Source organism: Streptomyces sp. NPDC001068 (genome assembly GCF_042897315.1).
GTDB lineage: Bacteria > Actinomycetota > Actinomycetes > Streptomycetales > Streptomycetaceae > Streptomyces.
The window spans coordinates 445595-465794 of sequence record NZ_JBIAYD010000002.1; the positions used below are offsets into that span (position 1 = coordinate 445595).

13 protein-coding genes are annotated in these 20200 nt (G+C 72.0%); 8 read left to right on the plus strand and 5 right to left on the minus strand.

From position 1 onward, the window contains the following. Positions 1-114: 114 nt before the first annotated feature. Positions 115-2193, minus strand: a complete 2079-nt coding sequence (locus ACFY3I_RS07175) for an ATP-binding protein (protein ID WP_390859740.1) — start codon at positions 2191-2193, stop codon at positions 115-117. 680 nt (positions 2194-2873) lie between these two features. Here ACFY3I_RS07175 and ACFY3I_RS07180 point away from each other — a divergent pair. Together ACFY3I_RS07180 and ACFY3I_RS07185 are read left to right on the plus strand one after the other, a co-directional pair. After that, positions 2874-3629, plus strand: coding sequence for an SDR family NAD(P)-dependent oxidoreductase (locus ACFY3I_RS07180; RefSeq protein WP_390859741.1), 756 nt, complete (start codon positions 2874-2876; stop codon positions 3627-3629). An 85-nt stretch (positions 3630-3714) separates the two neighbouring features. Then, a complete protein-coding gene (locus ACFY3I_RS07185) occupies positions 3715-4584 on the plus strand; it encodes an ABC transporter substrate-binding protein (RefSeq protein ID WP_390859742.1) in 870 nt (289 codons plus the stop codon). Positions 4585-4685: 101 nt separating this feature from the next. Here ACFY3I_RS07185 and ACFY3I_RS07190 read toward each other — a convergent pair whose 3' ends face one another. Then, positions 4686-5108 (minus strand): SsgA family sporulation/cell division regulator, encoded by a 423-nt coding sequence (locus ACFY3I_RS07190; protein WP_365287239.1) that lies wholly within the window; start codon positions 5106-5108, stop codon positions 4686-4688. 488 nt (positions 5109-5596) lie between these two features. Here ACFY3I_RS07190 and ACFY3I_RS07195 point away from each other — a divergent pair, with 488 nt between their 5' ends. Continuing rightward, a complete protein-coding gene (locus ACFY3I_RS07195) occupies positions 5597-8338 on the plus strand; it encodes a multifunctional oxoglutarate decarboxylase/oxoglutarate dehydrogenase thiamine pyrophosphate-binding subunit/dihydrolipoyllysine-residue succinyltransferase subunit (RefSeq protein WP_390859743.1) in 2742 nt (913 codons plus the stop codon). A 100-nt stretch (positions 8339-8438) separates the two neighbouring features. Here ACFY3I_RS07195 and ACFY3I_RS07200 read toward each other — a convergent pair whose 3' ends face one another. Next, complete coding sequence (locus ACFY3I_RS07200; protein WP_390859744.1) at positions 8439-8996, minus strand: ester cyclase; 558 nt, start codon at positions 8994-8996, stop codon at positions 8439-8441. Positions 8997-9098: 102 nt separating this feature from the next. Here ACFY3I_RS07200 and ACFY3I_RS07205 point away from each other — a divergent pair, with 102 nt between their 5' ends. The 3 genes from ACFY3I_RS07205 (at position 9099) to ACFY3I_RS07215 (ending at position 12342) form a co-directional block, all read left to right on the plus strand. Further along, positions 9099-9764: a TetR/AcrR family transcriptional regulator gene (locus ACFY3I_RS07205; RefSeq protein WP_390859745.1), complete on the plus strand. Its 666-nt coding sequence runs from the start codon at positions 9099-9101 to the stop codon at positions 9762-9764. Positions 9765-9935: 171 nt separating this feature from the next. Beyond that, entirely contained in the window at positions 9936-11438 is a 1503-nt protein-coding gene (locus ACFY3I_RS07210; protein WP_390859746.1) for an FG-GAP repeat protein, read from the plus strand. A 229-nt stretch (positions 11439-11667) separates the two neighbouring features. Continuing rightward, positions 11668-12342 (plus strand): lytic transglycosylase domain-containing protein, encoded by a 675-nt coding sequence (locus ACFY3I_RS07215; protein WP_390859747.1) that lies wholly within the window; start codon positions 11668-11670, stop codon positions 12340-12342. Positions 12343-12384: 42 nt separating this feature from the next. Here the strand turns inward: ACFY3I_RS07215 and ACFY3I_RS07220 are convergent, their stop codons facing one another. Then, positions 12385-12888 carry a DUF1203 domain-containing protein gene (locus tag ACFY3I_RS07220; RefSeq protein WP_390859748.1) on the minus strand — a complete coding sequence of 168 codons (504 nt, stop codon included), beginning with the start codon at positions 12886-12888 and terminating at the stop codon, positions 12385-12387. 453 nt (positions 12889-13341) lie between these two features. On the opposite strand from ACFY3I_RS07220, the gene ACFY3I_RS07225 reads away from it, so the two are divergent. Both ACFY3I_RS07225 and ACFY3I_RS07230 read left to right on the plus strand, forming a co-directional pair. Beyond that, on the plus strand, positions 13342-13899 hold the full coding sequence (locus ACFY3I_RS07225) for a DUF485 domain-containing protein (RefSeq protein WP_390859749.1): 558 nt from the start codon (positions 13342-13344) through the stop codon (positions 13897-13899). Next, positions 13896-15512: a cation acetate symporter gene (locus tag ACFY3I_RS07230; RefSeq protein WP_390859750.1), complete on the plus strand. Its 1617-nt coding sequence runs from the start codon at positions 13896-13898 to the stop codon at positions 15510-15512. Before ACFY3I_RS07225 ends, ACFY3I_RS07230 begins: the two co-directional genes overlap by 4 nt. A 65-nt stretch (positions 15513-15577) precedes the next feature. Here ACFY3I_RS07230 and ACFY3I_RS07235 read toward each other — a convergent pair whose 3' ends face one another. Continuing rightward, positions 15578-19849, minus strand: coding sequence for a discoidin domain-containing protein (locus ACFY3I_RS07235; RefSeq protein ID WP_390859751.1), 4272 nt, complete (start codon positions 19847-19849; stop codon positions 15578-15580). Positions 19850-20200: the final 351 nt, after the last annotated feature.

Genomic DNA, 20200 nt, shown 5'->3' on the forward strand with positions numbered 1-20200 from the left:
GCGGCCTCCATCCGCCCGAGCACTCACCATCGAACAGACTCAGGCAAAGCCGAACACTAGGGGTACACAAGGTTCAACACAATGGGGCGGTCGTGTTCCCGTGACGGCGGCCGTTCACTTCTCCGGCACGGGTCCGCCGCCCGCTCCCCAGGTCACCAGTGCGTGCGTGTCGCCCGTTGCGGCCTGCCGGAACGTCCGCTCGTACCGCGCCCTCCCCATGGAGCGTACGAGCCTGTCCTCGCACTCGTCCCGCAGCGACGCCATCTCCGGTGTGCCGCGCTGCGGATGACCCACCGTCTGCCAGAAGCGCGCCGCCGCGCCGAAGCCGTAGGCGGCCGCGCCCTCCTCCCCCGCGTCCGCCAGGGCGATGGCGAGGAGGTCCATGACCATGGCGATGCCGAAGGCGTCCCCGATGTGCCGCTTGGCGTCGAGGGCGGCCCGCGCGTGGCGTACCGCGTCGTGCGCCCGCCTCTCCAGGAAGGCGATGAGGGCCAGTTGGTGTTCGGCGTAGGAACGCGTCCAGTGCTCGTCCAACGCCGCGCAGGCGTCCCGGAGTTCGAGCGCCTCCCGGCGGGCCTGGTCCAGCCGGCCGGAGCCGGTGAGCCCGAAGACGTGCACCAGGCGGCAGAGCGCTGCGGGCGCGCTCAGTCCCTCCGCGCCGGTCGGGTCCTGGGCGGTTTCCGACGTCTCGGCGCCGGTTCCCGTCGTCTCGACGCCGGTCGCCGCGGCGAGCGGGCGTCCCTCCAGCAGGTGCAGCAGACCGTCCAGGTAGGCGGCCCGCGCCAGCTCCTCGCCGTCCCCGGCGTCGGTGGCGGCGTTCCGGCACCGGAGGGCCGTCTCGTGGGCCGCTCGCTGCTCGCCCTGCAGGGTCAGGGTCAGACCCAGACTCCACAGTCCCCGGGCCCATGTCCCGCTCCGGGCCGCCGCGGCCGGCACGATCGCCCGCTCCAGGTACCGGCGGGCCTCGTACAGGTAGCCGGAGCAGACCCAGAAGAAGGTGACGTTCCCGATCAGCTCCAGCGCGGCCGCCGGGTCCGTCGCCAGGAGATGGTCGGCCGCCAGCCTGATGTCCGCGTGGAGGAACCCGATCCGCCGGTACCAGCTCCGCTGGTTCGGCCCGAACCACTCGTGGTGGGCCTGCCGGGTCCGGGCGAGGACGTGAGCGGCGTGCCGGCGGGCCAGTTCCGGCTCGGCGCCGAGCTCGGACAGCCACATCCGGCCGTACTCACGCACGGCGTCCAGCATCCGGTACGTTCCGTCCCCGCGGACGACCACCGACTTCTCGCACAACGCCGCCAGGGTCCGTCCGACCCGGTTCGCCGCGAGCGGGCCGCCGCCGGCCAGCCGGCGCGCGGTCTCGGCGTCGAAGGAGGCGGGCAGATAGGACAGCCTCGCCCACAGCAGCCGTTCCAGCGGGGTGCACAGCTCGTGGCTCCAGCCGATGGTGGTGCGCAGCGCCGCGTGCCGGACCGGCCGGGTGCGCACCCCGCCCGGCCGCAGGTCCCGCGCCTCCGGGGGCAGGTCCACCGCCGCGTACGGACCGGCGCACAGGTCCGTCAGCGACATGCTCCGCAACTGCGCGGCCGCGAGCTCCAGCGCCAGTGGCAGTCGTTCCAGCTGATCGCAGAGACCCGCGGCCAGCTGCCGGTCACTGTCGTCCACGAGCGGCCGGCCCACCGCCGCGGCACGGTCGGCGAACAGGGCGACCGCCTCCGTCACGGAGCCGAGGGGTTCGATCCCGACGACCGTCTCGGCCCGGACCCGCAGCGGCTCCCTGCTGGTGGCCAGGACCCGCAGGTTCGGGCAGACCGTCAGCAGGTCACCGACCAGGTCACGGCACTCGGCCGGCAGGTGCTCGCAGGAGTCGAGGACCAGCAGCGTCCTGCGGTCCCCGACCCAGGCGCAGATCGCGTCCGCCGGCGGCCGGGAGGTGTGGTCGGACAGTCCCAGCGCCTCCGCCACCACGGCCGCCAGCAGCGTCCCGTCACGCAGGGAAGCCAGGTCCGCCCAGGCGGCGCCCTCCTCGACCGGCTTCCCCGAGGACACGGCCCGCCGGGCGAGGCGGGTCTTGCCCACCCCGCCGGGGCCGCTGAGCGTCACCAGCCGGCTCTCGCCCAGCGCCGCGCCGATCCGTTCGAGCTCCGCCGCCCGGCCGATGAAAGAAGTCTCTTCGTCCCGCCTCGTCCACGCCATGACCCCATCCTGGTGCGGGAGGACAGGTGCGCCGACACGATCGGAACACTGCCGTGCGGCCCGCGGCCCCGGTGCGTACCATGCGAGGAAAACCCGTCCCGCACGCCGGAGTTCACCCGGCTGCCCCGCCGGAACGGCGTCTGCCGGCCCGGTCGCCGGCGGTCCGGACCGCGTACCGGGCATCGCACGATCCGGTGACGGGCGAGGCGGGCCCTGCCGGACGGCCGCTGCGGAGTCGGCGCCCGGGGTCCCGGCGTACGCGACCGCCCCCGGGTGCCTCGACAGGGGTGTTCGGCGCGGGGGGGGGGGAAGGTCCCCGCGTCACGCGTCCCGCCGCCGACGACCAGTTCGGCGATCGGTCACCGGCACCCGGGTCTCCTCGCGGTGATCCACTCGGTCCTGCCGCGCCTTTTCCAGGGGAAACCGGCGTGACGTACGTCGACGGAATTCACGGAATCCGGCGGGCAATACCGCGTGAATTCCCTGTCCGCGCGACCCGGGAATCTCCGACGCCCATGGAAACACTCACCATATGTCCATCCGGGTGAAGGCCGGGTGGGGCGGGCCCGTCTCCTTGACAATGCGGAAGTCGAAATCCAGGATTCCGAACCGTGAACCGGCGACGCCCCGCCCGTGGCGGTCGTGCCCGCCGTCCGTGACGACGGCGAGGAGGTGTCCCGATGACCGGTGAGGGCGCACGGGTCGCGCTGGTGACCGGGGCCGGCAGTGGAATCGGCGCGGCCACCGCGGGCGTCCTGGCCGAGCGGGGCATGCGCGTGGTGGTCAACTACCTCAGCAACACCGAGGCGGCCGACGCGGTCGTGGCCGGCATCGAGGCCGCGGGCGGCCGGGCGATGGCCGTGCGGGCCGACGTACGCGAGCCGGCTGCCGTCGAGGACATGGTCGGGCGGGTACGGGCCGCGTGGGGCGGGGTGGACGTGCTGGTACACAACGCGCTCATCCCGTACACCGTCAAGCCGTTCCAGGAGATGACGTGGGAGGAGCTCGGGGGCAAGCTCGACGCCGAGATGCGTTCGGCGTTCGCGGTCACCAAGGCCGTGCTCCCGGCCATGACCGCCCAGGGCTGGGGACGCATCGTCTACCTGGGCACCAACCTCAGCCGCCGGCCCCGGGAGGGGATGATCGCGCTCGGTACGTCGAAGGCGGCGCTGGAGCAGTTCGCCCGGTACCTCGCCCAGGAGCTGGGCCCCCTGGGCATCACGGTCAACGTCGTGTCGCCCGGACCGGTGGAGACCCGTGTCGCCGCCGACGTGCTCGACGACGCGACGAGGCAGCGGCAGGTGGCCGCCACTCCCCTCGGCCGCCTGGCGCACCCGGCCGACGTCGCCCGCGCGGTCGCCTTCCTGGCCGACGAGGACAACGTCTTCATGACCGGCACCACGGCGGCGGTCAACGGCGGCATGGCCATGTACTGACGCCCCGCCGAACCCGGGCAGCGGGCGCCGCGGTGTCCGTGGCCGTCACGGTCCGCACCGGTGACACGATCAGGAAAGCGCCTTCATGTACACGATCGATCTGGCCTACGTCGGACGGGGCCTGCACGAGGAACTGACCGCCTACATCGCCGACCAGCAGGAGTTCTACGCCGACGAGGGCGTCCACGTCGCGCTGCACGACGGCTGCGACTGGGACGACGAGCGACTGCGCCGGGGCGTCACCATCGGACTCGGCCGGTCCCTGCTGTCCCGGCTGACCGACGGCACCCCCTGGGTCGGGCTCCTCGTGAACACCCACCGCCCGCTGTTCTGGTTCCTCGCCCGGCGCGGCCTCGCCTCGCTCCCCGACCTGGCCGGGCGGCGGCTGGCGGTGCACGCCCCGCACACCGCGCCCGGGTGCTTCACCCGGATCGTGCTGCGCCGTGCCGGTCTCGATCCGGACCGTGACGTCCGGACGGTCGTCCGCCCACCGGGCGACTACGGCATGGACCTGCGGTGGCTGCGGAACGGCGAGATCGACGCCGCGCTGGTCGGCAGCACCATGGCACCGGAGGCGGTGGCGGCCGAGCACGGCTGGCACGTGCCGGGCTGGGTGGGCGACCACTTCCGGGTCCCGACCGTGGGCCTGGCCGTCGACACCACGTACACCGACCCGGCGGACCCTGCGGTCCAGGCCGTCCTGCGGGCGCACCGGCGCGCCCTGAACGTGATCCACGAGGACCCCGGCACCACGGTGCGGCACATGCGGACGTTTCTCGGCGGACACACCGAGGAGGAGGTGCGAGCCCACTACGACGCGTTCATCGCGCCGTACTTCACCACCGACGGCAGGGCCGACCCGGCGATCGGCGACGCGGCGATCACCGCGGTCGCCGCCGAGCTCGGCGTGCCGGCCGCCTTCACCGCGGCCGAGTTCTACCGCACCGCACCCTGAGGGGACCGTCCGGCACCCCCCGGACCGGTCCGCGGGGCGGGGCGCGCCGTGCCGCCGGCCCCGGTCGTGCGCCCTCGCGCCCGGTACAGAGGCCGTCCGGCTCAGTGCCCGGCGAGGAACTCCGACAGCTGGGCGTCGAGGTCGAGATGGACGTGTTCGGTGCCCGGCGGCACCAGCGCGTCGGTACGTCGCAGGAAGTCCGCCAGCGCCGCTCTCGGGACGATCAGATCGGCCCGTCCCCCCGGGGACGCCAGGGTGATCCGCAGCATGTGCCGGTGGAGGTGGCGGGTGGGGCGCAGCCGGACGTCGCCGATGCCCGCGGGGCCACGCAGCCCCTCCGCGAGGAGGCCGCGGGCGAAGAACCACTCGACCGTCCGGCCCGCCCCGACCTGGAAGGCGGCATGCACGGCGAAGGGATCGGCCGCGTCGTACCGCAGATCCGTGGGCACCGGCACGGCCGACTCGTCCGGCGCGACGACGAACGCGGACACCCTCCTGCTGATGACACCGCTGCTGGAGCTCATGGTGTCCTTCCTTCCGTTCCGAAATCCCCTCCGCCGCCGCCCGCACCGGCGTCGGAAACGGATCCGGGGCGGGAGCGGACGGCGCGGAGGCACCTCTGGTGGCACGGGCCTCGGTGCCGGGCACGAAGGCCGCCCCCCGGGTCCGGGGCTGTCCCTTGCACCGGGCCGGAGGGGCCGTTCGCGGCCGGCGCACCGGGAGCGTTGCAGGCACCCGTGGCCGCCGCCGCTCCTTCTGCAACACACCGCGTCCCCGGACGCGTCCCGCACGCGCCGCCGGCCCGGGTGACGTCGATCACCGGCGGCCCACGGCCACGTCGGCCACGTCGGCATGTCCTGATGTGTGGCCGTTGTGGCGCATTCACCCGTCCTGCGCGGCCGCCGTGCGGACCTAACGTGGAGAACGTGACGCGCGCCGGAGGTTTTCCTCCGATTGCCGAACGCGTCCGACAACAGCCACCGTGCGATGAGGAAAGAAGGCGATCCACACCGTGGAATCGCAATCCCGTGCCGGACAGCCGGTATTCGATGAACAGGAATTCGGCCTGAACGAATGGGTCGTCGACGAACAGCACGAGCGTTTCCTTCGCGATCCGTACTCGGTCGACCCGGTATGGCGGGATCTCTTCACGTCCAGCGGCCCCGGGGCCGACGAACGGGCCCCCATGGGCGACACCGCCGAGGAGGCCGCCCTCAAGGCCGTCCGGGTGGCGGGGCTGATCCACGGCTACCGCGTACGCGGACACCTGATGGCCGGCACCGACCCGCTCGCCACGCCGCAGGAGGACGCGTCCCCGGAGCTGGGCCTGAAGGCGTTCGGGCTCCGCGAGGAGGACCTGGACCGTACGTTCGTCGTGGACGACTTCGCCGGACGGGCCACCATGACCCTCCGCTCCGTGCTGGACGTGCTGCGGGAGTCCTACTGCGGGAGCGTCGGCGTCCAGTACATGCACATCCAGAGCTCCGACGAACGGAGCTGGGTGCAGCAGCGGATGGAGTCGCCCCGGAGACCGGCCGACCGCGCCGAGCAGCTGCAGATCCTGTACCGGCTGGGGGCGGCGGAGGCCTTCGAGCGCTTTCTGCACACCAAGTACGTGGGACAGAAGCGGTACTCGCTGGAAGGCGGCGAGTCGGCGATCGTGCTGCTGGACGCCCTGCTGCACCGCGCCGTCGCGCACGGTGTGGGAGAGGCCGTCATCGGCATGGCGCACCGGGGCCGGCTCAATGTGCTGGCCAACATCGTGGGCAAGTCGTACGCCGAGATCTTCCACGAGTTCGAGGACGGCGTGGACCTCCGGTCGGTCCAGGGATCCGGCGACGTGAAGTACCACCTGGGCGCGGAGGGGACCTATCGCACCCTCGACGGGGGCACGGTCGCCGTGTCCGTCGTCGCCAACCCCTCGCACCTGGAGGTCGTGGGTCCGGTGGCCCAGGGAGTGGTCCGGGCCAAGCAGGAGACCGCCCGGGACGGCGGCGGCACGCTCGCGGTGCTCCCCGTGGCCGTCCACGGCGACGCCGCCTTCGCGGGCCAGGGCGTGGTCGGCGAGACCCTGAACATGTCACAGCTGCCGGGCTACCACACCGGCGGGACCGTTCACATCGTCATCAACAACCAGCTGGGCTTCACGACCGCGCCCGCCCACGGCCGGTCGAGCGCCTACGCCACCGATGTCGCCCGGACCATCGAGGCCCCGGTCCTGCACGTGAACGGAGACGACCCCGAGGCCGTCGTCCGGGTCGCCCGGTTCGCCTTCGACTACCGCCGGACGTTCCACAAGGACGTCGTGATCGACCTGATCTGCTACCGGCGCCACGGCCACAGCGAGGTCGACGACCCGTCGATCACGCAGCCGGAGATGTACGACCGGATCGACGCCCTGCCCTCGGTGCGCACGCTGTACGCCGACACGCTGGTGCGGCGGGGAGACATCGGCGCGCGGCAGGCCGAGGGTGCCCTGCGGGACTACCGGGACCGGCTCGAGCACGCCTTCGCCGAGACCCACCCGGTGCGGGCGCCAGGTCGTCCGGCGGACCACGTCGGCGACGAGGAGGCCGGGGCCGTCGCCCCCGCCGCACCGGTCACCGCGATCTCGGAGGCGGCCGTCCGGCACATCGTGTCGTCCCAGATCGAGCTCCCGCCCGGCTTCACCGCGCACCCGCGCGTCCTTCCCCAGCTGCGCAGACGTGCCGCGATGCCGGACGCGGGGGCCGTCGACTGGGCCACCGCGGAGACCCTGGCCCTCGGGTCGCTGCTGCTGGACGGGGTTCCGGTGCGGCTGGCCGGACAGGACTCCCGCCGCGGCACGTTCGGCCAGCGGCACGCCGTGCTCACCGACCGGCACACGGGCGCGGAGTACACGCCGCTCAACTCGCTCGGCGAGCGGGCCGCGTCCTTCACACCGTACGACTCGATGCTGTCCGAACTGGCCGCGCTCGGGTTCGAGTACGGCTACTCGCTGGCGCGGCCCGAGGCGCTGGTGCTGTGGGAGGCGCAGTTCGGCGACTTCGCCGACGGCGCGCAGACCGTCGTGGACGAGTACATCGCGTCGTCGGAGCAGAAGTGGGGGCAGCGTTCCGGGGTGACCCTGCTGCTGCCGCACGGACTGGAGGGGCAGGGACCGGACCACTCCTCCGGCAGGATCGAACGGTTCCTCCAGCTGTGCGCGCAGGACAACATGACGGTCGCGGTACCGACCCTGCCCGGCAACTACTTCCACCTGCTCAGGCAGCAGGCGCTCGTCGAGCCGCGGCGCAGGAGGCCGCTGGTGGTCTTCACCCCGAAGTCGATGCTGCGGTCGAAGGCGGCCGTCTCACCGCTCTCCGAGTTCACCGGGGGCGGGTTCCGCGCGGTCCTGCCGGACGAGACGGCCGACACGGCGCGGGTCGGGCGTGTGCTGGTGTGTTCGGGCAAGGTCTTCTACGACCTGGACGCCCACCGGCGGGAGACCGGGGCGACGGACACCGCGATCGTCCGCGTGGAGCGGCTCTACCCGTTCCCGGTGCGGGAACTGGCCGAGGAGCTCGCCCGCTTCCCCGCGGACGCGGAGGTGCGGTGGGTGCAGGAGGAGGCCGAGAACCAGGGAGCCTGGCACTTCGTGAACGCCACCGTGCGGCGGTCCGCGGACCGTCCTCTCGGCCACGTCAGCCGTCCCGCCGCGTCGGCACCCGCCGTGGGCTCCGCCCGGCGGCACGCCGACGAGCAGAGGGAGCTGGTGGCAGCAGCCTTCCGCTGAGCGCGGCGGACGGACCGGGGGCGCGCGCCACAGCGCGCGCCCCTGCTGACGCGGGCCCCCTCGGCGACACCCGAGGGGGCCCGCGGCTCGACCTGGCCCGCTACCGGGTCGGTGCGGCGGCCTCCGCGGCCTCCGCCGCCACCCGGGCGGCGGCGCGGGCGGCGCGTCCGGACACGCGCCAGCCGACCATGCGGAGTGCCGTGGGCGGCGCCGGCGGGAAGACGCCGAGCTGTCCGAGCATGGCGACGTCGTCCCGTACCGCCTCGTGACGCACCACCTTGCCGTCGCGCAGGCCGAGCACGTGGATCTGCTCGAAGTCGATCTCCCGGCCGGTGGGCGGTATGGCCTGGTCGAGCTTGCCGTCGCGGTAGCGGACGAAGGCACCGGTGTGGCGGCCCCGCATGCGCAGGCGCACCCAGACCTCGTCGTCACCAAGCGCGGTGGCGAGCACCGGGAAGCACAGGTCGCTGAAGGCGGAGCGCATCCACGCGCCCGAGGCGAGGACACCGGCCGGGCCCGGCAGCGCGCACGCCGCCGGGGCCACGGCGGCTTCGCGGTTGTGGAACTCCTCGTGGACCACGTCGGCGGCGAGCGCCCGGTCCCCTGTCTCGAGGACCCGGAAGAGTCCGTGGGCCAGCTCTGCGGGTTCCATTCCCATGGCGGGGCTGCCTCTCGTCGGCTGTGTGATCGGGGTGACCGGAGTGATCAGGAAATTGAGGTTACAGCACGCCTAATGAATTCATCGCGATAGAGTGCGATCATGCAGCCCAAGCGCCCCTACGTCTCCCCGCTGCGCGAACAGGCCGCCGCGCGGACTCGCGAGCTGATCCTCGGCCGGGCGACGGAACTGTTCGCGGAGCGCGGCTACGGGCGGGTGACCGTGGCCGACATCGCCACGGCGGCGGGCGTGGCCGCCAAGACCGTCTTCGCGAGCGTCGGCAGCAAGAGCGACATCCTGAACCGGATCGTGGACCACGGCGTGGACGCCTCCGGATACGAGCGGGCGATGGCGGCGCTGCTGGCCGGACGGACCCCGGAGGCGGTGCTGCGCACGCTGGCCCGTGGCACCCGGGCGGGCAACGAGGGCCAGTTCACCGTGCACGAGGCGATCCGCAAGGCGCTGCCGGTCCACGAGGACGGCGAGGCGCTGTGGCAGCGGGCGACCGCGGACTACCGCGACGCGCTGCGTACGGCGGCCCGCCATCTGCACACCCTGCCCCCGCCCCCCGTCTACCCGGTGGCGGAGACGGCCGACCTGCTCTGGCAGTGGTTCGGACCCACCGGCTGGCGGTCCCTCGTGGTGGAGAGCGGCTGGACCTGGGAGCGCGCGGAGGACGTCCTGTACCGCACGGCGCTCGCGGCGCTGTTCCCGGGGGAGCCGGTGAGCGGATCGGGCGAAGGCGAGGACACCGGGCCGGCCCGCTGACCGTCACCGGGAAGGCGGGCGCGGCCCCGGTTCGACGGTCACACGCGCCCTCGCACAACCCTTCGTCCGGTCCGCGGGTCCTGTATTCGGCGGCGGGCGGCGGCCACCGGACCTTCGCGGCCCGGCCCGGCCGCCCGTGTCCGGCCCCGCAGCGATCCCGGGAGACCCAGCATGCTCCGCAAGAGACCCTTCGGCAGACGCAGACCGAATCACGTCACCGGCACGGCCGCCGCGGCGCTGCTGCTGCTGACGATCGGCGCCACCATCACGGCTGTCGCGCCCGTCCAGGCCGCGCCCGCGCCCATCACGCACGACGACTTCAACAACGACGGCTACCGCGACCTCGTGGTCTCGGCCCCCGGCGGAACCGTCAGCGGACAGCGGGACGCCGGCTACGTCGCCGTCCTCTACGGCTCCGCGCACGGGCTGTCCACCGCGCACCGGGCGACGTTCAGCATGAGCACCCCCGGCGTGACGGGCCTGGCCCGGGCGGGCGACCGCTTCGGTCAGGCCACGGCCACCGCGGACCTGGACCGGGACGGGTACGACGACCTGATCGTCGCCGCGCCCGGGAAGGACGTCGGCTCGGCCGTCGACGCGGGCTCGGCCACCGTCCTGTTCGGCTCGCCCACCGGGCTGCGCGCGGCCGGCAGCAGAGTGCTCCAGGAGACCACCCCGGTGGCGGGCCACCGCTTCGGGCTGGCGCTGGCCGCCGGCTGGATTAAGGTGGACGACTCCGCGGTGGCCGTCCTGTCGGCGGACACGCTGTGGTCCTTCGGCTTCGAGGTCACCGCCACCGGCCGCCGGATGGACACCGACCGCAGCCCCCTGTCCCTGTTCGTGCCCGCCGACTTCCGCCCCACCGGACTCACCATGGGCGACTACGACAGGAACCGCGCGGACGACCTCGTCATCCTCGGCGACGGGACCTTCGACGCGGCCGGCGTGTTCGGCAGGGCCGTCTACGTCTCCGGCGGCCGAGGCGGTTGGGCGGACCACTACGAGCTGACCGGCGGCGGCCAGGTCGCGGCCTCGGGGGACGTGAACGGGGACGGTTACACCGACGTCGTCGTCGGCGCATCCGACGACCGCGACTCCGCGGGCGGCCTGACCACACCCGGCGGGTTCTTCGTCCAGTTCGGCGGGCCGGGCGGTCCGGGCAGCCGGGAGGGCGGGTACAACCGCCAGTACTGGACGCAGAACTCGCCGGGCGTACCGGGGGTCAACAGGCCCGGCGACCGCTTCGGTGCCGCGCTGAGCGTGCGGGACGTCGACGGCGACGGCTACGACGAGGTGGCCGTCGGCGCGCCGGGCAACGACATCGGCGGCGCCGTCGACGCCGGCACCGTCTGGGTGATGCGCGGCTCCGCCACCGGCCTGACCACCAAGGGCGTCCGGGTGCTGAGCCAGAGCCCGCGAGCGGTCCCCGGCACCCCCGAGAGGGGCGACCGGTTCGGCGCCGCGGTGCGGCTGATCGACGCCGACCGGGACGGCAGGGCGAGTCTGATCACCGGCGCTCCCGGCGAGGACGGCGGTGACGGCGGTGTCTGGGTCTTCCCCGCCACCGGCGGCGGACTCTCCCTGAACCGTTCCTGGTCCTTCGACGGGGCGGCCCTGCGGGCCCCCGGCCCCGGCGCCCACTTCGGCGGGACGCTGGCCCCGCACGGCCGTTGACGGCCTCCGCCGGGCGCGGACGGCACCGCCCCTACCAGGTCCGGGCGGCGTCTGCGCTCCTCCCACCCGCCCCACCAGCCACTTCCCCCAATGTGAGGATCCGCACTCGCCACGGGATTGCGTCAGCCGGTCCCACGCGCCACAGTGTTCCAACTGCCCACCCCTGCAAGCGAGATCATTGCGTCGTCGGGCACGGCACACCCTGCCCCGGCGAAGAGGATGCGTGCGCATGAGCCCCATGCCCCTGAGGGGACTCGCGGTGGCCTCGGCCACCGCGGTCACCGCGGTCGGAAGCGTCGTCGGCGTCGCCTCGGGCAGCAGCGCCCAGAACAACGACGCCCGGGCGGCGGTGGACGACGCCACGCTCCTCGCGGACCTGCCCGCCGGTCAGCAGGCTCAGGTGCAGACGGCGTCCCTGACCCGGCAGGCGGACGCGATGGCCGTCCAGGCGGACGCGAGCGCCCGCAAGGACGCCGAGCACGCCGCGCGGACGGCGGCGGCCAGGACCGCGCAGGCCAAGAAGGCCGCCGCGGACAAGGCCGCCGAGGAACGGGCGGAGGCCAAGGCCGCGGCGGGCAATCCCACCGCCACCTTCGCGGTGCGCAGTTCGTACACCGTGGCCCAGTTGAAGGCGATGGCCGCGGAGATCGTGGGCAGCGGCCAGTTCCAGTGCTTCAGCAACATCGTGGACCACGAGTCCACCTGGAACTACCTCGCCGTCAACCCCTCCTCGGGCGCCTACGGACTCGTCCAGGCCCTGCCCGGCTCCAAGATGGCCACCGTCGCCGCCGACTGGCAGACCAACCCGGCCACCCAGATCAAGTGGGGCCTCAACTACATGAACACCACCTACGGCAGCCCCTGCCAGGCTTGGGCGTTCTGGCAGGTCCATCACGCGTACTGACGGGCCCCGAGCCGGCGTCCCCGTCCGCGATGCCCGTTCCCGTCAGGGACGGTCCACGCGGAAGTGGTAGCAGCCGTATTCGACGGCGCGGACGTGCACCTGGGCGGTGCCGGGGTCGGAGAAGGCCTCGGCCAGGGCGGTCTCGAAAGCCGCACGGGGGTCCTCGGGCAGTTCCAGCATGCGGCCGCCCGTGATGTGGCCGCGCCGGTCGTAGCAGCGCAGGACCCGCAGGGCGCCGGGGCGCGCCCACGGATAGCCGGGGTTCTCGCCCGTCGGGCCGCCGCAGTCCTCGGCGTGGATGAAGACCGGACCCTGTTCGTCGTAGGCCCCGGGGTCGATGTCCGTGGCCGCCGCCCACCGGCGCAGCGGGGCGTAGGAGACCAGGGCGATCCGCTCGCCCTCGGCACTGGACCGCAGACAGCAGCGCAGGGGCGCGCCGCCCTCGTCGTCCGTGTGCGGCTTCGACGGGTTTCCGGCGTCGTCGCGGACCCGGAGTTCCCCGAGCGTCGCGGTCGGGATGGGCAGGGGTGGGAAAGCGGGAGTCATGGGTCCAGGGTGACGCGGGCCGTGCCGGAGCACCGGCGGGATCCGGACGCCGTCCTTCACCTTCTCGCCGGTCGGAGCGGCCGTGCGCGGGACCCGGGCGCACCGGCTGACTTCCTGGGGCTCGTGAGGTGTGCGACGGCGCACTCTGCGGAGCATTCGCGCCACCTAATGCTCCGTTAATGCTTCCTCACTCCTGGGCAGAGATTCCATGGTCAGCTCCGCACACCACCGAGTGCCCCTGCCGACTCCGACCGCGCCTCTGGCGGACCACGCCCACGCCGGAGACCATGGCGCCCTGTTCACACGATCGCGACGTACCAGACATCGCCCGGACGACCGGCGCCATCGGCTTCGCACGAACCTCGGGTCGCACGCTGTGCGGTCACCCGAACCGCTCTCCCCGCTCACGGTCCCCCGCACGCGGAGCCGGGCCCCCTACGAGGAGTTGCCGAAATGTCCCATGATTCGCCCGAGTTACCCCCGGGCCGGCCGCCGTACGACCAATCCCTCGACAACCGCTTCCCGCCCGACCCGTCCGTGTACGACCTCTCCCCGCAGGACGTCCCCCCTTACGACCGTTCCGCGTACGATCCCCGGGCAGACGACCCCGCTCCGGGCGGCCGGACACCGTACGACCGCCCCTCCCCCACCTGGTCGACCGGTGAGCTGGAGCTCTCCGGCCTCCGTCCGCCGGACCCGAACTCAGGCGCCCACCGGACCCTGCGTCTGCTGCGCCGCGCCTACCGCTGGCAGCGGCGCGTGGCGACCTTCACCGCGCTCGGCTACTTCGCCGCCTTCCTCACTCTGACCGTCAAGGCGCCCTCCGTGATGGCCCGTCCGGGCCCCGGCGGCCTGCCCACCGGCCTGCTACTGGCCCTGGTCCAGATCCCGGTCACCTGGCTCGCGGTCCTCCTCTACGAAGCCGCGGCGCACCGGTTCGTGGATCCCCTGGCACGTCACGCCCGCCGCCAGACGCGGGCGGCCGTCGCGGACCGGGAGCAGGCGCCATGACCGAGTTCAGCGGATCCGCCCAGTCCTGGTCGCTCATCGCGTTCTGCACGGTCGTCGCCCTCACCCTGCTGCTGTGCGTGCTCACCGGTCCGGAGGCGGACGACCTCGCCGAGTTCTACACCGGTTACCGGACCCTCTCGCCGATACGCAACGGCCTGGCCGTCGCCGGCGACTACATCTCCGCCGCCACCGTCCTCACCATCGGGGGGATCATCGCCCTGTGCGGCTACGACGGCATCGTCCTGGCCCTGAGCGCCCTGCTGTCCCTTTTGCTGCTGATGTTCCTGCTGGCCGAACCCCTCCACAACACCGGCCGCTACACGATGGGGGACGCGCTGGCCCAGCGTCACCCGGCGCGGTCGGTTCGCGTGACCGCCTGTCTGGTCACCCTTGCCGCACTGGTCCCGATGATGGTCGTCCAGCTCGCCGGGGTCGGTGAACTCCTCGCGTACGTCCTCGGGTTCACGGATCCCGGCATGAAGAACGGGTGCGTGGCCGGGGCCGGAGTCCTCATGATCACGTATGCGGCGCTGGGCGGTATGCCCGGTACCGCGCTGGTCCAGATCATCAAGACCGTGGTGCTGCTCGGCTCCGGGCTGGTGGTGAGCTTCCTGATCCTGCGTCTGTTCGACTGGCAGCCGCAGGCGTTGTTCCACGCGGCCGAAGGGCGGAGCGGGGCGGGACCCGCCTATCTGCGCTGGGGCCTGCAGTACTCCAGCAGTCCGCATCCCGCCCTGGACATGGCCAGTACCCAGGGCGCGATCGTGCTGGGAGGTGCCAGCCTGCCGCACGTCACCATGCGGATGTACACCGCCGGCACCCCGCGTCAGGTCCGCCGGGCGATGTCCTGGGCGGTCTCCTCGGTGACCCTGTTCATCCTGATGCTCACGCTGGTGTGCGTCGGCGCCACCGCCCTGGTCGGCCGGGACCACATCGCCGCCGCCGACGCGCACGGCACGACCGCCTATCTGCTGGGCGCCCGGGCCGCGTTCGGGACCACCCTGTCCCGGCCGGAGAGCCTGCTCTTCGCCACGGTCACCACCGCCGTCTTCCTCACCCTTCTCGCCTCCGTCGCCAGCATGACGCTGGCCTGCGCCAACACCCTCGCGCACGATCTCACGGCGTCCCGCGCCCGGCCCCTGGCCCCGGCCCGGGAACTGGTCCTCGCCCGCTCATGCGCGCTGGCCGTCGGCATCCCCACCATCCTGCTGGCCGTCCTCGCCCAGCACCGCAGTCTCCAGCCGCTGGCCACCGTCTCCTTCACCCTCGGCGCCTCGGCCATCGCACCCGCGCTCCTGTACACCCTGTTCTGGCGCCGGTACACGCGCACCGCGCTCCTGGCCACCCTGATCGTGGGTTCCCTGAGCGTGCTGGCGCTGGCTCCCGGCACCACCCTGGTCTCGGGGACGCCGTTGTCGGCCTTCCCTGAGGCCGACTTCGTCTGGTTCCCGTACAACACGACCGCTCTCGTCTCCGTGCCCGCGGGCTTCCTCGCGGGCTGGCTCACCACCGTCCTGTCCGGGCGGCGGGCCACCGCCCGGGAGCGCAACCGCTACGAGGCCCATGAGCACCATCTCCTCACCGGGCCGCCGCCACGCCACTCGCCGCGGTAGCGCCGGGGACGGCGGGAAGGGGCGCCCCGGCGGGGACGCCCCTTCCCTTCACCGCTCCGCGGTGCCTACTGGATGTTGATCTTGAATGTGCTGGTGGTGTTCTTGACGTCCTGGGCGTTGCCGCTCATCCGCAGGTTGCGGAAGGTGGCCTCGCCGACGGCCGGGCCCTGGCCGGGCTCGGGCAGTTCGTTGGCCCAGATGCCGAAGCCGGACTTGGCGTCGAACGCGTCTCCGCTCTTCTTGGAGTTGGTGATGGAGATGTCGGTGAAGATGGTGTCCTTCACCGGGAACTGCGCCTGGCCGCCGACGTAGTTGGTCTGGAACATCACGCCTCCGTAGGTGGAGTCGTCGATGTCGACGTCGTTGACCCTGATGCCCTGGAAGACCTTCGAGGCGGAGAACGCCCAGATGGCGGGGAAGACCTGGGAGCCCCAGAAGTGGCCGCCCGTGCGGTCCAGGGAGACGTTCTCGATCGTCGTCGGATCGGTGCCGAAGCCGTTCATCGGGTAGCCGAAGTCCAGCGAGGAGATCGTGATTCCGGAGTAGACGAGCGTGTCGGCGACCCGGATGTTGCGGAAGGTGTTGTTGTAGCCGCCGTACACGGCGATGCCCGCGGCCCGCCAGGTCAGCGTGGACGTCAGGTTCTCGTAGAGGTTGTTCTTCTCGTCGGCGCCGCCGGCGTCGATGGCCGAGAAGAGCGCGAAGCTGTCGTCGCCCGTGGCCCGGGCGTCGTTGTTGACCACGTGGTTGTCCGTGGAGCCGTTCGTCATGTTGATGCCGTCGGCGAACGTGTCACGGATGCGGGTGTTGGAGATGGTCATGTTGTCGGTGTTGGCGCCCCAGTAGAGGCAGACCATGTGCTCGGCCCAGATGTTGTCGATCGTGATGTTGGCGACGTTGGAGAAGTCGAACACCTTGCCCGGGCCGTCGATCCGGGACGTGTAGTTGCCGAAGTAGGCGAAGCCGGAGAAGGTCGAGCCGTTGGCGGTGGACTCGGCGCGGAAGCCGACGTCCGTGTTCTCCTGCGAGGAGGGCGCACGGAAGCGGGTGAACCACGGTCCGGCTCCGACGACCTTGACGGCCTTGCCGTAGACCTGGAACTTGCTGGAGGTCTCGTAGTCGCCGGCCGGCAGGTAGACGCCGACGAGCTTGCCCGTGGTGTCCATGCGGACCTTGTCCAGGGCGTTCTGCACGTCCTGCTGCGTGAAGCCGGCCGGGACCGTGTACGCGGCCGGGTCCGGGTTCGCGATCTGCGTGGCCTGTTCGAGGTTGACGAAGTCGATCGCGTAGGTGGAGGTGTTGGCCGCGTCCTTCTGGAGGCGGATCTTGGAACCGGCCGGCACGGTCTTGCCGAGCAGCAGGTTGGCCTCGTCGTAGATGTGGCGCTGGGCACCGGAGCCGGGCGAGTTGCCGGGCGCGGTCTCGCTGCCGTAGAGCCAGGCGTACTTCGAGGTGAGGTCGATGGCCTTGAGGAACTGGCCGTCGACGTAGACGTCCAGGGTGGTGTTGGTGCCGTCCGGGATCGAGAAGCGGGTGACCAGGGTGTTGGTCGCCGCGCGGGTGGTCCACTCGACGTACTGGCCGGTGCTGTTGAGCGTCACCGCCTTGCGGCCGCTCGCCTCGCCCGCGATGTCGCCGACGGTCCGGTTCGGGCCGACGACCTGGGCGCCGCCGCCGACCGTGCCGTCCTCGGCCTCGTACATGTCGTACGGCATGTCCGCGCCGCGGCCGACGAACAGGGGCTGCGTGGTGGTGTTGTTGGTGCGCTTGACCGGCAGTTCGTTGGCGTCGTCGGAGATGACCGTCGTGACGGTGTACTTGCCGTTGACGGCCGTCCACGACCCGAGGGAGACCGGCGCGGTCGTCTGACCGGACGAGATCGTGCCGGTGTAGGAGCCGCTGAGCGTCTTGACCGTGGCTCCGTTGGCGTCCTTGACCGTCAGGGTGACGCCGTGGGCGCCGGAGGCCGAGGCCACCGTTCCCTGGTTCTTGATGGCGACGGTGAAGGCGACCGAGTCGCCCGCCGAGGCGCTGGACGGCGACCAGGCGACCGGCGCCGCCACCAGGTCGGAGCTGGAGACCGGCTTGACGACCAGGGCGTCGGAGCGGGTGAAGGCGTTGTTCGCCTCGTTCTGCTCGATGACCTTGTTCGACGGGTCCACCTCGGCGCCGACCGGGTAACTGCCCGCGTCCCGGCTGCCGATGCTCGCGGTGACCGTCGTCGACGCGCCGGCCGCGAGCGCCGGAACGTCCGCCGTGGCGGCCTTGGTGCCGCCGAGCGTGAAGTTCAGGTCGGTGGCCTTGGACGCCTTGCTGCCGCTGTTGGTGACGGTCGCGGTCAGGCTGATGGCGTCCGACTCGACCGGGGCGGAGGGCGAGTTGGTGATCCCGGTGACCTTGAGGTCCGGGTTGGCCGCCGGGGTGCCGATCACCTGTACCTCGGCGACCTGCGCACCCGGGGCGCCGGTGTTGGAGGTGAACTTCAGCTGGACGTCGGCGGCGGCGCCGGAGACCGGGATGGTCACGGTGTTGCCGGTCGACGGGTTGAACGTGTAGTCCTTCGCCGCGGCGAGGCTGGTGAACGCGGTGGCGTCCTGGTCGCGGCCGAGCACCTGGATGTTCTGGGTGCGGGTGGACCAGGCGGCGTCCGGGTTGAGCTTGACGACGACCTGACCGAGGTCGGCGTTGGCGCCCAGCTTGGTGGTGAGGGTGGCCGGGTAGGCGCCGCCCGCGCTCTCCCAGTAGGTGCCGATCTGACCGTCGTTGGCGTTGGCGGCGACGTAGGTGAAGGTGTACGAGGAGGCGTCGACGGGCTTGCCCTGGGCGAGGTCGGAGCCGGCGCCGGACCCGGGCCGGGTGACGCTGTTGCTCGCCACCGACACGTTCCCCGCGGCGTCCCTCGCCTTCACGTAGTAGGTGACCGTCGCCGTCGCCGACGGGGTGTCGGTGTACGTCGTGACGGTCCCCGCCACGGACTTGACGAGCTGGTCGTTGGCGTAGACGTCGTACCCGGTGACCTGGACGTTGTCGCTGGACGCCTGCCAGGTGAGCTTCACGTCGCTGCCGGACTGGGTGTAGGCGAGGCTGCCGGGCGCCGTGGGGGCCTGGGTGTCGCCGCTCGCTCCCTTGCGGGTGACGCTGTTGCTGTTGCCGGAGACGTTGCCCGCGGCGTCCTTGGCCCGCACGAAGTAGGTGATGTCGCTGCCGGCCGGCTGGGTGTCGGTGTAGGTCAGCACGTTCCCGGCGACGCTCGACCGCAACTGGCCGTTGGCGTAGACGTCGTAGCCGGTGACGGCCGTGTCGTCGGTGGCCGCGCTCCAGGTCAGCTTGATCTGGCCGCTGGCCGGCTCGGTGTAGGCCAGGTTGGACGGGGCGGTGGGCGCCTGGGTGTCGCCGGTCGCGGGTCCGTAGACCTCCAGCTCGGAGGCCTGCCCGGCGGGCCAGCCGGTGTTGGCGGTGAAGAGTGCGCGCACGTACCGCGTGGTGGTGGTGTCGAAGGTGATGGCCGCCGACTGGTCGTCGGAGCTGTCGAAGGTGTACGCCTTCGAGGCCGTCAGGTCCGTGAAGTTCTGGTTGTCGGTCGATCCCTGGATCTTGAGCGTCTGACTGCGGCTCGGCCAGCCGCTGGGCAGCCGCAGGGTCACCTGGTTGACCTTGACCGACGAGCCGAGGTCGACCTGGAGCCACTGCGGGAACGAGTTGTTGGTGCTCTCCCAGTAGGTGTTGCGGTTGCCGTCACCGGCGTTGGCCGCGCCGTAGACGTCCGCGTGGCCGCTCTCGCTGAAGGTCTTGCCCTGGGCGAGGTTGGGGGTCGAGGCGGCGGCCGTGAGGACCTGCATCTCGGCGAGCTGGGCGGTGCCCGCGACGGAGTTGGCGCTGAAGTCGGCCCGGACGTAGCGGGCGAGGGTCCCGGGGACCGAGACCCTCACCGTGTTGTCGTTGCCGGGACTGAAGACGTACTGCGCCGACGACTTGAGCGTGGCGAAGCTCGTTCCGTCGGCGCTGACCTGGAGGGCCAGGGTCTGCTTGCGGGTCTGCCACTTCTCGGGCAGCCGCAGCACGACCTGCCGGACGCGCTCGGTCCGGCCGAGGTCGGTCTGCACCCACTGGGCGGACTTCTTGCCGGCCTGCCAGTAGGTGTCGGTGTCGCCGTCGGTGACGTTGGCGGCCGCGTGCGCGGCGCGAGCGCTGCCCGCCCTGGTCCTGGCGTCCGCGGCGGTGTTGGGCCCCCCGGCCGCGTGCGCGCCGACGGCGGGCAGGCCCAGGACCATGACGGTGGAGGCGAGTACAGCGGTCGCTGCGCGCCGCCTCCAGGATCTCGGCTTGTGTCGGGTCATGCGAGGTCGCTTTCTGCGGAGGCTCGCGCGCCGGAGGGGGCGGGCGAGGGCGGCTCGTTCCTGGCGGAGTGGTGCAGAAAGGTGCGGTGAAGGCACATGGATCAGTACGCAGAATATTGCATTGTTTCATCGAAATATTGCAGAGAGCTGCGAGCCGGTCCACAGACAGGACGACACAAGTTTCACCAGAACCGCTCACGGCATGGTGATGCAGCCAGCCAAACAGCAAGTATCCAGGCGTACTTCACGTGACCGGCACACGGGTCTGTCACTCGGATACTCGTCGGGCGCTTGCATCACCAGGCCGCAAGCGAACGCAAGTAGCGCAAAATTTTGCGCGAACCTGCCGTC

Excerpts from the sequence above, each read along its gene's own strand:
- ACFY3I_RS07175 (WP_390859740.1), bottom strand. The coding sequence starts at position 2,193 with ATGGCGTGGACGAGGCGGGACGAAGAGACTTCTTTCATCGGCCGGGCG.
- ACFY3I_RS07180 (WP_390859741.1), top strand. The coding sequence starts at position 2,874 with ATGACCGGTGAGGGCGCACGGGTCGCGCTGGTGACCGGGGCCGGCAGT.
- ACFY3I_RS07185 (WP_390859742.1), top strand. The coding sequence starts at position 3,715 with ATGTACACGATCGATCTGGCCTACGTCGGACGGGGCCTGCACGAGGAA.
- ACFY3I_RS07190 (WP_365287239.1), bottom strand. The coding sequence starts at position 5,108 with ATGAGCTCCAGCAGCGGTGTCATCAGCAGGAGGGTGTCCGCGTTCGTC.
- ACFY3I_RS07200 (WP_390859744.1), bottom strand. The coding sequence starts at position 8,996 with ATGGGAATGGAACCCGCAGAGCTGGCCCACGGACTCTTCCGGGTCCTC.
- ACFY3I_RS07205 (WP_390859745.1), top strand. The coding sequence starts at position 9,099 with ATGCAGCCCAAGCGCCCCTACGTCTCCCCGCTGCGCGAACAGGCCGCC.
- ACFY3I_RS07210 (WP_390859746.1), top strand. The coding sequence starts at position 9,936 with ATGCTCCGCAAGAGACCCTTCGGCAGACGCAGACCGAATCACGTCACC.
- ACFY3I_RS07215 (WP_390859747.1), top strand. The coding sequence starts at position 11,668 with ATGAGCCCCATGCCCCTGAGGGGACTCGCGGTGGCCTCGGCCACCGCG.
- ACFY3I_RS07220 (WP_390859748.1), bottom strand. The coding sequence starts at position 12,888 with ATGACTCCCGCTTTCCCACCCCTGCCCATCCCGACCGCGACGCTCGGG.
- ACFY3I_RS07225 (WP_390859749.1), top strand. The coding sequence starts at position 13,342 with ATGTCCCATGATTCGCCCGAGTTACCCCCGGGCCGGCCGCCGTACGAC.
- ACFY3I_RS07230 (WP_390859750.1), top strand. The coding sequence starts at position 13,896 with ATGACCGAGTTCAGCGGATCCGCCCAGTCCTGGTCGCTCATCGCGTTC.
- ACFY3I_RS07235 (WP_390859751.1), bottom strand. The coding sequence starts at position 19,849 with ATGACCCGACACAAGCCGAGATCCTGGAGGCGGCGCGCAGCGACCGCT.